Here is a 13682-nt window from a genome sequence, read left to right as displayed (position 1 = left end):
ATACTAAAAACGAACCAGCGCGGAACCCCAGGTGAAACCACCACCGAAGGCTTCCAGCAGAATCAACTGGCCGCGTTGAATACGGCCATCGCGAACGGCTTCATCGAGCGCGCAAGGGACCGAGGCGGCGGAAGTGTTACCGTGACGATCGAGCGTGACCACCACATTATCCATCGACATTCCCAGCTTTTTCGCCGTCGCGCTGATGATCCGCAGGTTAGCCTGGTGCGGCACCAGCCAATCCAGCGCCGAGCGCTCAAGATTATTGGCCGCCAGCGTCTCGTCAACGATATGCGCCAGTTCGGTGACCGCGACTTTAAACACTTCGTTGCCGGCCATCGTCAGATAAATCGGATTTTCCGGCTCTACGCGATCGGCGTTCGGCAGCGTTAACAGCTCACCGTAGCGGCCATCGGCATGCAGATGCGTGGAAATAATGCCTGGCTCTTCAGAAGCGCCAAGCACCACTGCGCCCGCGCCGTCGCCGAAGATAATGATCGTGCCGCGATCGGTTGGATCGCAGGTGCGCGCCAGCACGTCAGCGCCGATCACCAGCGCGTAATCTACGGCGCCGTTTTTCACATACTGGTCGGCGATGCTCAACGCGTAGGTGAAGCCCGCGCAGGCGGCTGCGACGTCAAACGCCGGACAGCCTTTGACACCCAGCATAGATTGAATCTGGCACGCAGAGCTCGGGAAGGCATGAGTACCCGAGGTGGTCGCAACAACGATCAGACCAATTTGTTCCGGGTTGACATTCGCCATTTCCAGCGCTTTCTTTGCGGCTTCGAAGCCCATCGTAGCAACTGTCTCGTTCGCTGCGGCAATACGGCGTTCACGAATACCTGTACGGGTAACAATCCACTCGTCAGTCGTTTCAACCATTTTTTCCAGGTCGGCGTTAGTACGCACTTGCTCAGGCAGGTAGCTGCCGGTGCCAATAATCTTTGTATACATGTACGCTCAGTCACTCTTGGGTAATATACCCGCGTTGTTCAAACCGCAGGGCGTCAGTCGTATCCGTTGGTCCCGGTGTGCTGTCGGGCATTCCCGTTACCGCTGCTGCTCCCTGGCAGTTCAAAGCCTGCTGGGTATAACGATTCCAGGCGAGCGGCGATCCGCTGTGGAACCTGCCGCTGCACCGCCTGCACTGCCTGCTCTATTGCGACGCAAAATGCGCGCTGGTTGGCAGCGCCATGACTTTTGATCACAGAACCGCGCAATCCTAACAGACAGGCGCCATTATACTGGTCGGGGTTGAGGTGACTGAATCGCCTGCTCAGGCTTTTTTGTAACCAACGCTTTAATAAAATCAGCCACCACGACCGTTTTTTTCCCTCTCCCTGTGATTTCAGCAGCGAAAGGAACATCCTGACAACACCTTCCATCGTCTTTAATGTGACGTTGCCTGTGAATCCGTCACAAACCAGAACATCCGTTTTCCCCGTCAACAGTTCGTTAGCTTCAAGGTAACCAATATAGTTGAAGGACGGCAGTTTTTTGAGCATCGCCGACGCATCGCGAATGCTGGTGAGACCTTTCATCTCTTCTTCACCGATATTCAACAACGCAATGCGTGGGTTTTTAATCCCCACCACTTCTTCAGCTAACACTGCGCCCATTACGGCGAACTGCACCAGCATTGTACTGTCGCAATCGACGTTAGCGCCTAAATCCAGCACTACCGTTTTGCCCTTTTGCTGATGCGGCAGTACCGTCACCAGCGCCGGGCGCTCAATCCCCTCAATGGGCTTAAGCAATAACTTCGCCAATCCCATCAGCGCGCCGGTATTTCCCGCGCTAACGCAGGCTTCGGCTCGCCCTTCTTTCACCAGCTCCAGCGCCAGGCGCATCGAGCTTCCGCGGCTACTGCGGATAGCCTGCGCGGGTCGCGCATCACTGGCAATAACTGACTGTGCAGGGATAATCTGCAGTCGCGAACGTTGTTCGAAATCAGCTTTGGCAAGTAATGGCGTGATGGCGTCGGGGTCGCCGACTAAAAGAAGTGTGAGTTGCGAATTAGAGTTCAGTGCCTGCAGTGCTGCAGGCACTGTCACGGATGGGCCAAAATCGCCCCCCATGACATCTAACGCCAGGGTTAGACGTGTCAAGGTATCGTCGCTGCCCGGTTCGGTTATTCCCCAGTTACCTGGGGAGATCCTCACTAAGCTTCACCACGCTTTTACTCTTGTCTTTCACGTTACAAGGACGTTGACTACGTTTTCTTGCAACGTGAAATCCACGGAGTAAGGCGTGATTACTTAGCGATTACCTTGCGACCGCGGTAGAAACCGTCGGCAGTGATGTGGTGACGCAGGTGTTTCTCACCAGAAGTTTTGTCTACAGACAGGCTGGTGACTGCGGTCAGAGCGTCATGGGAACGACGCATGCCACGTTTGGAACGGGTTGGTTTATTCTGTTGTACGGCCATGGACCTTACTCCTCAATTACTTATGCTTTAAGCTGGCTAATACGGCAAATGGGTTTGGTTTTTGTGCCTCTTCAGGCAGTTCGCCAAAGACCATGTCCGCGTCGGACACTTCACAGTGTTCAGAATCATGCACCGGAACTACCGGCAAGGAAAGAATGATTTCATCCTCAACCATCGCCTGCAGATCGATTTCACCGAATTCGTTAACCTCAATCGGCTCATACGCTTCCGGTAGTGCTTCTGCCTGTTCGTCATTTCTGACAGGGCTGAAACAATACGTTGTGTGAACATGATGAGGGAACGGTTTCCCGCAACGCTGACATTCGAGGGTTACCGACACCTTCGCATCACCGGTAATAACGGCGAGACGCTGGTTATCGATAGCGAACGACATGCTGCATTCCACATCACTGTCCACGCTGACGACTGAATCGGCGACACGGCCAACCTGATCACGGGCGTAGATACCCTCGTAATCAAGGCGTTTTTGAGCCGTGCGAACCGGATCGAGAGTCAGGGGTAATTTTACCTTTTGCATAGGGCGCGCATATTAACTTTGTAATGTCATAGAGTCAAAGAAAAAGGCAGCCTCAGGTTGCCTTTTGCCATTTATTCGCACACATTGCGGCGCATAGTTTAAAATGATGCTCTGCGAAGCGCTATATGTGGATGAAAAAATATGTCTAATCTTCTCCTGGCCTCAACCTCGCCTTGGCGGCGGATGCTGTTGGAAAAACTCACGCTGCCGTTCGAATGCGCGGCGCCGGAGGTTGACGAAACGCCTCAGCCCGGCGAATCCGCCCGCCAGTTGGTTGTGCGTCTGGCGCAAGCCAAAGCCCAGGCGCTGGCATCCCGCTTCCCTCAGCACCTTATTATAGGTTCCGATCAGGTTTGCGTCTTAGACGGCGAAATCACCGGTAAACCGCACACTGAAGAAAATGCCCACCGCCAGCTACGCAAAGCCAGCGGCACGATTGTCACTTTTTATACCGGGCTGGCGCTGTATAATTCCGCCAACGGGCACCTGCAAACGGAATGTGAACCCTTCGACGTCCATTTTCGTCATTTAAGCGATCAGGAGATCGAGGCCTATATCCGTAAAGAGAACCCTCTGCAGTGTGCCGGTAGTTTTAAAAGCGAAGGCTTAGGCATAACGCTATTTGAGCGACTGGAAGGACGCGATCCTAATTCGCTGGTTGGATTACCGCTGATTGCGCTATGCCAGATGTTGCGCCGGGAAGGCTTTAACCCGCTGCTTCGCTAGCCATATTCGCTAGCCATAAAAGAAAGCGGCGGAGTATGAATCCGCCGCTGTGCTTATTTGCTATTGCGCAAAACCTGCAAGCAGTGTTTCAGTTGGTTATCCAACGGCGCTTCAATACGCATCACTTCACCGGTGCCTGGATGAGTGAACTTCAGCGCTGCCGCATGCAAAAACAGACGGTTTAAACCTGTCCCTGAAAGCTGCTTGTCAAACTCGCGATCGCCATAACGATCGTCAAAAGCAATAGGATGTCCCGCATACTGGGTGTGAACGCGAATCTGATGCGTACGCCCGGTAACCGGGCTGCAGCGCACCAACGTGGCAAACGGGTAACGCTCTTCCACTTTAAAGCGCGTTTCGGAAGGCTTACCTTCCTGGCTCACGCGCACGATGCGCTCGCCGCTCTGCAGAATATTTTTCAGCAGCGGCGCTTGTACCACCTTGGTGTGGGACTGCCACTGACCGCGGACCAGCGCCAGATAATCCTTCTGCATCCCTTTCTCACGCAACTGCTCGTGAAGCGAGCGAAGCGCCGAACGTTTTTTCGCTACCAGCAGAACGCCTGAGGTATCACGATCGAGACGGTGGACCAGTTCCAGGAAACGGGCCTCAGGGCGTAGCGCGCGCAGCCCTTCAATCACGCCGAAGCTCAGACCGCTACCACCGTGCACCGCGGTACCGGAAGGTTTATTCAGCACCAGGATATGATCGTCTTCATAGAGGATAACATCCGACAACGCCGCCACTTTTTGCAGATGCGGCGAAACGGCCTCTTCTTCGCGCTCGGCGACCCGCACCGGCGGGATACGCACTTCATCGCCATCTTCCAGTTTATATTCCGGCTTGACGCGTTTTTTGTTCACCCGCACCTCGCCTTTACGCAGGATGCGATAAATCATGCTCTTCGGTACGCCCTTAAGTTGCGTACGCAAAAAGTTGTCGATACGTTGCCCCGCTTCATCGGCGGAAATGGCAACCATTTTTACGGTTGGAGTCTCAGTTTTCATGGTCGGCGATTCTAAATAGCCGAGGGCATTAGCGCCACTCATTTTTATATGCTTATATTTATCAGTATCCGGTTTTCATCGCATGCTTCATCGGCGTTTTGTTTGTTATTAGAACAATCTGTAGACGCTGGTGAAAAAACTGTGAGTAACCCGGTGATAAAAGGTAAAAGTGAACTTGCTATAACAAGGTTAGCAATGGAATAATGAAGCCGTTTTCCGTGTTGACACTTGTTAGAACAAGAAATTAGCGGAATGACCAATTTTGTCTGACCGATCATCCACGCAGCAATGGCGTAAGACGTATTGATCTTTCAGACAGTTAGCGGGCTGCGGGTTGCAGTCCTTACCGGCACAGGCTCTATAAGATTTTTGCGTGGCAGGATGGCGTCGACTCCGGAACCACCGGGAGTTCATCTGAATCCTCCGATTGAGGTGAACAGGTTAAGCCATTACTCCTGCGACGTGAGAGACGATGAGAATATACGCAACATCGTTTGAGGTGCGTCAAGGCTGCAAAAGAGAGAATCTTCAGTCGGTTGTACAAGCAATCGATTGAGGTGAACAAGCGCGGCCAACGCGAAATCACTTAAAGGATGAAGTGTATAAATGGAATATTCTCTGGTGATACATCCCAGGCTGTTCCCCTGAATAATTGCGCTGTGTTTCCGTTTGAAACACAGGCGACCGACACTCTGCGCCTCTTAAGCGCGCGACAACCGTGAGGTTGGCGACGTGAACCAGACTCGAGGCCATCGGTTTTCACCCGGTAAGGCGTTACTCTGCCCGTAGCTTAGTCGTCAATGTAAGAATAATGAGTAAGTTACGATGAAAAGAATGTTAATCAACGCAACTCAGCAGGAAGAGTTGCGCGTCGCTCTTGTTGATGGGCAGCGCCTGTACGACCTGGATATCGAAAGCCCCGGGCACGAGCAGAAAAAAGCGAACATCTACAAAGGCAAAATCACGCGTATTGAACCTAGCCTTGAAGCCGCGTTTGTCGATTACGGCGCTGAGCGTCATGGTTTCCTCCCCCTCAAAGAAATTGCCCGCGAATACTTCCCAGCCAATTACAGCGCTCATGGCCGCCCTAACATTAAGGACGTTCTGCGCGAAGGTCAGGAAGTCATTGTTCAGATTGATAAAGAAGAGCGCGGTAATAAAGGCGCCGCGCTGACCACCTTTATCAGCCTGGCAGGCAGCTACCTGGTACTGATGCCGAACAACCCTCGCGCCGGCGGCATTTCGCGCCGTATCGAAGGTGACGATCGTACCGAGCTGAAAGAAGCGCTGGCGAGCCTTCAGCTGCCGGACGGCATGGGTCTTATCGTGCGTACCGCAGGCGTTGGCAAATCCGCTGAAGCGCTGCAGTGGGATCTGAGCTTCCGCCTGAAGCACTGGGAAGCGATTCAGAAAGCCGCTGAGAGCCGCCCTGCTCCGTTCCTGATCCACCAGGAAAGTAACGTTATCGTGCGTGCCTTCCGCGACTATCTGCGCCAGGACATCGGCGAAATCCTGATCGATAATCCGAAAGTGCTTGAGCTGGCGCGCCAGCATATCGCCGCCCTCGGTCGTCCGGATTTCAGCAGCAAAATCAAACTGTACACCGGAGAAATTCCGCTGTTCAGCCACTACCAGATTGAATCCCAGATTGAATCCGCGTTCCAGCGTGAAGTGCGTCTGCCGTCCGGTGGTTCTATCGTTATCGATAGCACCGAAGCGCTGACCGCTATCGACATCAACTCCGCTCGCGCGACCCGCGGCGGCGATATCGAAGAAACGGCGTTCAACACTAACCTCGAGGCGGCTGACGAAATCGCACGCCAGTTGCGTCTGCGCGACCTTGGCGGCCTGATCGTTATCGACTTCATCGATATGACCCCGGTTCGCCACCAGCGTGCGGTTGAAAACCGCCTGCGTGAAGCCGTCCGCCAGGACCGCGCGCGTATCCAGATCAGCCATATCTCGCGCTTCGGCCTGCTGGAGATGTCCCGCCAGCGTCTGAGCCCGTCGCTGGGCGAATCCAGCCACCACGTGTGCCCACGCTGTAGCGGCACCGGTACCGTGCGTGACAACGAATCGCTGTCGCTCTCTATCCTGCGCCTGATTGAAGAAGAAGCGCTGAAAGAGAACACCAAAGAAGTCCACGCGATCGTTCCGGTACCTATCGCTTCTTACCTGCTTAACGAAAAACGTGCCGCAGTCAGCGCGATAGAAACCCGCCAGAGCGACATTCGCGTCATCATCGTCCCTAACGATGAGATGCAAACCCCGCACTACTCCGTACTGCGCGTGCGTAAAGGCGAAGAAACCTCCACGCTGAGCTATTTGCTGCCGAAACTGCACGAAGAAGAGATGGCGATGCCGTCTGACGAAGAACCGGCTGAACGCAAACGCCGCGAAGAGCCAGCGCTGGCTGCTTTCGTGATGCCGGATGCGCCGCCTGCGCCGGTACAGGAAGAAACCGCAGCCGCGCCGGCCGCAGCGAAAGCCGCCGCTGCTCCGGCAGCGAAGGTAGCAACGCCTGCCCAGCCTGGTCTGCTGTCCCGCTTCTTCGGCGCGTTGAAAAACATCTTCTCCGGCGCAGAAGAAGCTAAACCGGCTGAAGTCAAAGCCGAGCAAAAAACTGAAGAGAAACCTGAGCGTCAGCAAGAGCGCCGTAAACCGCGTTCTAATAATCGCCGCGACCGTAACGACCGTCGTGATAACCGCGATAATCGTGACAACCGTGATAATCGTGATAATCGCGGAGAAAACACAGAAGGTCGCGAATCTCGTGAATCACGCGAGGAGAACCGCCGTAATCGTCGTGACAAACAATCACAGAACGCTGAACTGCGCGAATCTCGCCAAAACGCGGGCGATGAGTCTGATAAAGGCAAGTCACGCGATGAGCAACAGCAACCGCGCCGTGAACGCAACCGCCGTCGTAATGATGACAAGCGTCAGGCACAGCAGGAAGCGAAAACTCAGACCCGTGAAGAACCGGTAGTACAGCAGGAAACCGAGCAGGAAGAGCGCGTTCAGAGCATGCCGCGTCGTAAGCCGCGTCAGCTGGCGCAGAAAGTCCGCTTTGAATCCGCAGAAACCGAGCAGGTTGTCGAAGCCGTTGCTGAGCAGCAGGCGGAATCCACTACGCCGCGTACGGAATTGGCAAAAGTCGATCTGCCGGCCGTCGTTGAAACTGCCGCTGAGCAGGATGAAAACGGCGACGCTCGTGAATCTAACGGTATGCCGCGTCGTTCACGTCGCTCTCCGCGCCACCTGCGCGTAAGCGGCCAACGTCGCCGTCGCTACCGCGATGAGCGTTATCCGACCCAATCGCCGATGCCGCTGGCCATCGCCTGCGCGTCGCCTGAGCTGGCGTCAGGTAAAGCGTGGATCCGCTATCCGATTGCCCGTGCGCATGATCAGCAGCAGGAAGAGTTACCGGTACAGGAAACCGCCAACGTTGAGCCTATCATTACGCCAGTCGTCGCGGAGACTATCGCTCCGGTTGTCGTTGCGGAAACCGTCGCAGCTGAAACCGTCGCACCGGCAGTGGCCAGCGAACCGACCGCAGAAGCGACCGTCGTTGAAGCTCCGGTCGTCGAAGAAACGGCGGTGGTTGAAGAGACCGCAGTTGTTGCGGAAAGCGTTGCGCCGCAGGCAGAAGTCAGTGAGCCAGCAGAGCCGGTAGTCGAAGAAACTGAGACCACACCTGCTCCAGCTACTGAAGAAACCGTCACTGCGCAGCCAACGATTGCCGAAGAAGAAACCGCTGTTGTCGAAGAAACGACCGTTGCCGCCGTTGAAGAAGCCGCGCCGGTTGTTGAACCGACGCCGGTCATCAGCACCGCGCCAGTGGTGAAAGCGCAACCGGCGACCACCGCTACTCGCCATGCGACCGCGCCGATGACCCGCGCACCGGCTCCGGAATACGTGCCGGAAGCCCCGCGCCAAAGCGATTGGGTTCGTCCTCCGTTTGCCTTTGAGGGTAAAGGGTCTGCAGGCGGCCATAGCGCCACTCATCAAGCCACGGCGGAAGCTACCCGTCCGCAGCCTGTAGAGTAACGGTGCTCAACGAAAAAACCGGCCAACTGGCCGGTTTTTTTATTTCTTCTCGTCCGGGCGCTGCATCCCCGCCACCTGTGGCATCACTTCGCGCATCAAATCGAGAAACTTGCGTAGCCGCGTCGGATAATAGCGCGCCCAGGGATAAACCAGATGCACCGGCAGCGGCGAAGCCCGCCACTGCGCAAACGGCTCAATCAGCCTGCCTGCCGCAATATCCTCCTCCACCGCCCAACTGGAAACAATTGCCGCCCCCAACCCCGCCAGGGCGGTGTTACGCGCAACGTAGACGCTATCGGTACTCAGACAAGGGACAATCGGGAAATTCATCAACTGCCCGTCCACCTGATGCTGTAGCGTGACTTCATGCTGATAAAAGGTGCTGATAGCGACCCAGGGCAGCGCGGAGAGCGCCTGCGGTTCGCTGAGTTCCGGATGGCGCGCCAATAGCTCAGGCGCAACCACCAGGCTGCGGGGAACCACAGCCAACAGTACCGATACCGTTGATGGATCGACTTCCGCGCCAACGCGGATCGCGCAATCAATATTATCGCTAAGAAAGTCGACGGTTTTATCATTCAGCATCCACTCAACGGAGAGCTCGGGATATCGCTGCAGAAAACTCACCAGCGGACCCAGCAACTGCTGTTGGCCAAAAGCGTGCGGCGCCCGCACCCGCAGCACGCCAACCGGCCGGTCTTCCTCGATGCGCAAATCATCTTCCAGCGCCAGCCAGCTGTCCACCAGCCGCCGCGCATGTTGATAACAGCGCTCGCCGTCATCGGTCAGTTTCATCGCATGGGTCGTGCGCAGAATAAGCCTCGCGCCAAGTAACGTCTCCAGCGACTGCAAACGTCGGCTGACGGTCGCCTGAGTCGTACTCATCTGCAGAGCCGCCGCCGAGAGCGAACCCGCTTCGACGATGCGAATAAAGGTCCGCATCAGCTCAATCCGATCTATACGCTCTTGTTTCTTCATTTATAATTTGCCTATACGTGCTACGTATAACCGTTTTACCACTACCCTATCTTCCGCGCCAGTCTGCTTCAGGGAACAATAGCGCCAACGCATTTACGAGGGCACTACCATGACACCGCTTCCTTTATCCCCCCGCCAGGCCGGCTGGGTTATTTTTATTCTCGCGCTCGGCGCTGGCTTCAGCGTCGCATCCATCTACTACGCCCAGCCGCTGCTGCCGTTAATCGGCGCCAACCTGCATCTCAGCGTTGAGGGAATGGGGCTGGTGCCCACGTTGACCCAGGCTGGCTATGCATTGGGAATATTATTTCTGCTGCCGCTCGGCGATCGCCACGATCGCCGAACGCTTATCCTGCTGAAAAGCGCCGTGCTGGCGGTACTGTTGCTACTCTGCAGCCTGACCGGTCAGCTTACCTCGCTACTGGTCGTCAGCCTGCTGATTGGCATGGCGGCGACCATGGCGCAGGATATTGTCCCGGCGGCGGCGATTCTGGCGCCGGCGGGCAAACAGGGGAAGATGGTCGGTACGGTGATGACCGGCCTGCTACTGGGGATCCTGCTTTCACGTACCGTCAGCGGGCTGGTCGGCGCGCTATTTGGCTGGCGGGTCATGTACCAGGCTGCGGCAGTCAGTATCGCCTTTATCGGCCTGTTAATGTGGCGTGTTGTGCCGCGTTTTGAGATCCACTCTACCCTCAGTTATCCGCAGTTGCTGAAGTCAATGGCCCATTTGTGGCAGCGCTATCCCGCGCTGCGCCGCGCGGCATTCGCCCAGGGCTTTTTATCTATCGCCTTTAGCGCGTTCTGGTCGACGCTGGCGGTGATGCTCGCCGAACATTTTCAGATGGGTAGCGCGGTCGCCGGCGGCTTCGGTATCGCTGGCGCGGCAGGCGCCCTGGCGGCACCGCTGGCAGGCGGTTTGGCGGATAAAGTTGGCGCAGGGAGAGTCACCCAGCTCGGCGCGGCGTTAGTCACCGTCTCCTTTGCCCTGATGTTGCTACTGCCCGCGTTGCCGGTACACGGCCAACTGGCGCTGATTGCGTTATCGGCTATCGGTTTTGACCTTGGTCTGCAGTCGAGCCTGGTGGCGCATCAAAACCTGGTTTACAGCCTGGAGCCCCAGGCCCGCGGCAGGCTTAACGCCTTGCTATTTACCGTGGTCTTCATCGGAATGGCTCTGGGATCGGTGCTGGGAAGTAAACTGTACGTGCTGGCTGGCTGGAACGGTGTGGTGATTCTGGCGGTGAGCAGCGGCGCGATTGCTCTGATTATCCGCCTGCTGGAAAATGCTCGTCTACAGGCCGCAGAACGCGCCGTGAGATAAAAAACCCGCTCCGCATAGCGGAACGGGTTAATCAGGCCCGACGTTACGGTGAATTTAAATCGTGCGGCGGGCAAACTCTTTCAGACGGAAGCCGAGCAGCAGCAAGGTCGCGAAATAGGCGACTACGCCAGCCACCACCACCACCATCAGACGCATCAGGCGGAACGGCATCGTCCCCTGCGACCATTCCGGCATCAGATACATCACGCCGACGAGCGCTGCGGCCATGACCAGCACCGCGATGACCAGACGCAGCAGGAAGACGAACCAGCCCGGCTGCGGCGTGAAGATTTTCTGCTTACGCAGTTGCCAGTAAAGCAGCGCGGCGTTCAGACAGGCAGCCAGACCAATAGACAGCGACAAGCCGGCATGCTTCAACGGGCCAATAAACGCCAGGTTCATCACCTGGGTCATTATCAGAGTAACAATGGCGATTTTAACCGGCGTCTTGATATCCTGGCGCGAGTAAAAGCCCGGCGCCAGCACCTTCACGACGATAAGCCCCATCAGTCCAACCGAATAAGCCACCAGCGCGCGTTGCGTCATCGCCGCATCGAAAGCGTTAAACTTACCGTACTGGAATAGCGATACCGTCAGCGGTTTGGCGAGAATGCCTAAGGCAACCGCGCTTGGCAAGGCCAGCAGGAAGCACAGGCGCAGCCCCCAATCCATCAGTCGGCAGTACTCATCGTGATTGCCGCTGGCGAAACTTTTTGATAGCGATGGCAACAGAATGGTGCCCAGCGCCACGCCCAGCACGCCGGAGGGGAACTCCATCAGACGGTCGGCATAATACATCCAGGAGACCGAACCTGAAACCAGGAAGGAAGCGAAAATGGTATTGATAATCAGCGAGATCTGGCTGACAGAGACGCCGAGGATCGCCGGCCCCATCTGCTTAACCACGCGAATCGCCCCGGCATCTTTCAGGTTAACCCGCGGCAGAACCAGCATACCGATTTTTTTCAGATGCGGCAGTTGATACGCCAGTTGCAGGATACCGCCAACCGTGACCGCCCAGGCCATCGCCAGCATTGGCGGATGAAAATAAGGCGCGGCAAATAGGGCAAAACCAATCATGCTGACGTTGAGGAAGGTCGGCGCGAAGGCGGGAACCGAGAAGCGGTTCCAGGTGTTAAGGATCGCCCCCACCAGCGACGCCAGCGAGATCAATAAAATGTAGGGGAAGGTGATGCGCAGCAGCTGGGTGGTTAAGGCAAATTTATCTGGCGTATCGGCAAAGCCCGGAGCGGTAACGGTAATCACCCACGGCGCAGCCAGCATCCCTGCCACCGTGACCAGCGCCAGAACCAGCGTCAACAGCCCGGAAACATAGGAGACGAACACCCGCGTCGCGTCTTCGCCCTGCTTGCTTTTATATTCAGCGAGAATCGGCACAAAGGCCTGAGAAAAGGCGCCTTCGGCAAAAATACGCCGCAAGAGGTTTGGCAGTTTGAAGGCCACAAAAAAGGCGTCGGTCGCCATCCCGGCGCCAAAAATACGCGCGACGATAGCATCGCGGACGAACCCCAGTACGCGCGAGAACATGGTCATCGAGCTGACTGCCGCTAATGATTTTAATAGATTCATTACTGTCTTATTCCACAACCCATGGAGTAAAACGCCCGCAAAAGCGGGCGCTGGAAAGTGGCGATAGTCTACCGGGTTCGCAATGAATTACTACTGTCAGTTGTTACAACCAGTTATTCGCTCATCGCCTCGCGCCAGAGCTTTTCCACGATCCGCTGGGCTAAAAGCGCCTGCTCGCCGGCGGTTTCCGGAACCGTCTGATTTTGCACGCATTCGATAAAGTGGCGAGCGCAGCCGTCGAATCCGCGCTGTTCAAGTGTCGTTTGCCAGCCGGGCGCCGGGCGCTGCAGGATACAGCTGCCCCGCTCTTCACGCCACTCGCGCATATCGTACACCTCATACAGTCCGCCATCGGTCACCGCCTGCACCCACTCACGCTGGCTTCCCGCGCGACGATGCATACTGGTGGTGATCTGCAGTTGCCCCGCGCTGAAGTGATGCTCGGCGTAGAGCATTTCCCCTTGAGAAGTGGTTTGCAGGACCCCGCCGTCCACCCGCGTTTTATCTCCCGCCAGCCACAGCGCGGTATCGACAACATGCAGATAATCATCCAGCAGGGTAAAGCGCAACTCTTTGCCCACGCTATCGCTACGGTGCTTATCCATGCGCAATGACGCCGCGTCATTGAGATGCGCTTTCAATTCACGATACAACGGCGCAAAGCGGCGATTGAAGCCCACCATTAACGTTAAACGCCGACGTGCCGCCAGTTCAACCAATGATTCGGCTTCGCTGAGCTTGTCCGCCAGCGGCTTGTCCACGCAAACATGAACGCCTGCATTCAGCAGATGATGAACCACTTCATAATGTGAAGCGGTTGAGGTATGGACAAATACCGCATCACATTGCGCCGCCAGCGCATCCAGAGACTCGGCATAGGGCAGACGCCAGGTTTCGCAGATGCGTAACGCTTTCTCTTTTCCTGGCGACCAGGCGGCCTGCAGCGTCCAGCCATCAGCGGCGCCCAGCACCGGCAGCCATGCCTTTTGCGCAATGCCGCCAAGTCCCACCACGCCAACACGTAATTTCGCCGTCACG

At 56.3% G+C, this 13682-nt stretch carries 11 protein-coding genes; 3 read left to right on the top strand and 8 right to left on the bottom strand.

All coding sequences use genetic code 11. From position 1 onward, the window contains the following. Positions 1-3: 3 nt before the first annotated feature. From ABLU80_RS24040 to yceD, 4 genes are all read right to left on the bottom strand, one after another. On the bottom strand, positions 4-957 hold the full coding sequence (locus ABLU80_RS24040; protein WP_015367192.1) for a beta-ketoacyl-ACP synthase III: 954 nt from the start codon (positions 955-957) through the stop codon (positions 4-6). Between the two features lie 53 nt (positions 958-1010). Beyond that, positions 1011-2111: a phosphate acyltransferase PlsX gene (plsX, locus tag ABLU80_RS24035; protein ID WP_086557245.1), complete on the bottom strand. Its 1101-nt coding sequence runs from the start codon at positions 2109-2111 to the stop codon at positions 1011-1013. Positions 2112-2257: 146 nt separating this feature from the next. Beyond that, complete coding sequence (gene rpmF / locus ABLU80_RS24030) at positions 2258-2431, bottom strand: 50S ribosomal protein L32 (protein ID WP_000290724.1); 174 nt, start codon at positions 2429-2431, stop codon at positions 2258-2260. A 16-nt stretch (positions 2432-2447) separates the two neighbouring features. Further along, positions 2448-2969 (bottom strand): 23S rRNA accumulation protein YceD, encoded by a 522-nt coding sequence (gene yceD / locus ABLU80_RS24025; protein WP_015705036.1) that lies wholly within the window; start codon positions 2967-2969, stop codon positions 2448-2450. A 141-nt stretch (positions 2970-3110) separates the two neighbouring features. Between yceD and ABLU80_RS24020 the strand changes: the two genes are divergently transcribed. Further along, positions 3111-3695 (top strand): nucleoside triphosphate pyrophosphatase, encoded by a 585-nt coding sequence (locus ABLU80_RS24020; protein WP_348850547.1) that lies wholly within the window; start codon positions 3111-3113, stop codon positions 3693-3695. Between the two features lie 53 nt (positions 3696-3748). Here the strand turns inward: ABLU80_RS24020 and rluC are convergent, their stop codons facing one another. Beyond that, positions 3749-4702, bottom strand: a complete 954-nt coding sequence (rluC, locus tag ABLU80_RS24015) for a 23S rRNA pseudouridine(955/2504/2580) synthase RluC (RefSeq protein WP_072205611.1) — start codon at positions 4700-4702, stop codon at positions 3749-3751. 825 nt (positions 4703-5527) lie between these two features. Between rluC and rne the strand changes: the two genes are divergently transcribed. Then, complete coding sequence (gene rne, locus ABLU80_RS24010; protein WP_348850546.1) at positions 5528-8752, top strand: ribonuclease E; 3225 nt, start codon at positions 5528-5530, stop codon at positions 8750-8752. 39 nt (positions 8753-8791) lie between these two features. Here the strand turns inward: rne and ABLU80_RS24005 are convergent, their stop codons facing one another. Next, complete coding sequence (locus ABLU80_RS24005; protein WP_045367190.1) at positions 8792-9730, bottom strand: LysR family transcriptional regulator; 939 nt, start codon at positions 9728-9730, stop codon at positions 8792-8794. 109 nt (positions 9731-9839) lie between these two features. Here ABLU80_RS24005 and ABLU80_RS24000 point away from each other — a divergent pair, with 109 nt between their 5' ends. Continuing rightward, positions 9840-11054 carry an MFS transporter gene (locus ABLU80_RS24000; RefSeq protein ID WP_047079612.1) on the top strand — a complete coding sequence of 405 codons (1215 nt, stop codon included), beginning with the start codon at positions 9840-9842 and terminating at the stop codon, positions 11052-11054. A gap of 54 nt (positions 11055-11108) precedes the next feature. Here the strand turns inward: ABLU80_RS24000 and murJ are convergent, their stop codons facing one another. Further along, on the bottom strand, positions 11109-12644 hold the full coding sequence (murJ, locus tag ABLU80_RS23995; protein ID WP_348850545.1) for a murein biosynthesis integral membrane protein MurJ: 1536 nt from the start codon (positions 12642-12644) through the stop codon (positions 11109-11111). Between the two features lie 113 nt (positions 12645-12757). Continuing rightward, the gene (locus ABLU80_RS23990) at positions 12758-13681 is read right to left on the bottom strand and encodes a Gfo/Idh/MocA family oxidoreductase (protein WP_348850544.1); all 924 of its coding nucleotides are present in this window, start codon (positions 13679-13681) and stop codon (positions 12758-12760) included. Position 13682 lies beyond the last annotated feature (1 nt).

It is taken from the genome of Klebsiella sp. CN_Kp104 (assembly GCF_040064515.1).
GTDB lineage: Bacteria > Pseudomonadota > Gammaproteobacteria > Enterobacterales > Enterobacteriaceae > Klebsiella > Klebsiella aerogenes.
Note: the sequence above shows the minus strand (reverse complement) of the source record. Positions and strands in the feature narration are given on the sequence as shown.

Bases quoted from the DNA above. Each gene is read 5' to 3' on its own strand.
- ABLU80_RS24020 (WP_348850547.1), top strand. From the start codon at position 3,111: ATGTCTAATCTTCTCCTGGCCTCAACCTCGCCTTGGCGGCGGATGCTG.
- rpmF (WP_000290724.1), bottom strand. From the start codon at position 2,431: ATGGCCGTACAACAGAATAAACCAACCCGTTCCAAACGTGGCATGCGT.
- rne (WP_348850546.1), top strand. From the start codon at position 5,528: ATGAAAAGAATGTTAATCAACGCAACTCAGCAGGAAGAGTTGCGCGTC.
- yceD (WP_015705036.1), bottom strand. From the start codon at position 2,969: ATGCAAAAGGTAAAATTACCCCTGACTCTCGATCCGGTTCGCACGGCT.
- ABLU80_RS24005 (WP_045367190.1), bottom strand. From the start codon at position 9,730: ATGAAGAAACAAGAGCGTATAGATCGGATTGAGCTGATGCGGACCTTT.
- ABLU80_RS24040 (WP_015367192.1), bottom strand. From the start codon at position 957: ATGTATACAAAGATTATTGGCACCGGCAGCTACCTGCCTGAGCAAGTG.
- murJ (WP_348850545.1), bottom strand. From the start codon at position 12,644: ATGAATCTATTAAAATCATTAGCGGCAGTCAGCTCGATGACCATGTTC.
- rluC (WP_072205611.1), bottom strand. From the start codon at position 4,702: ATGAAAACTGAGACTCCAACCGTAAAAATGGTTGCCATTTCCGCCGAT.
- ABLU80_RS24000 (WP_047079612.1), top strand. From the start codon at position 9,840: ATGACACCGCTTCCTTTATCCCCCCGCCAGGCCGGCTGGGTTATTTTT.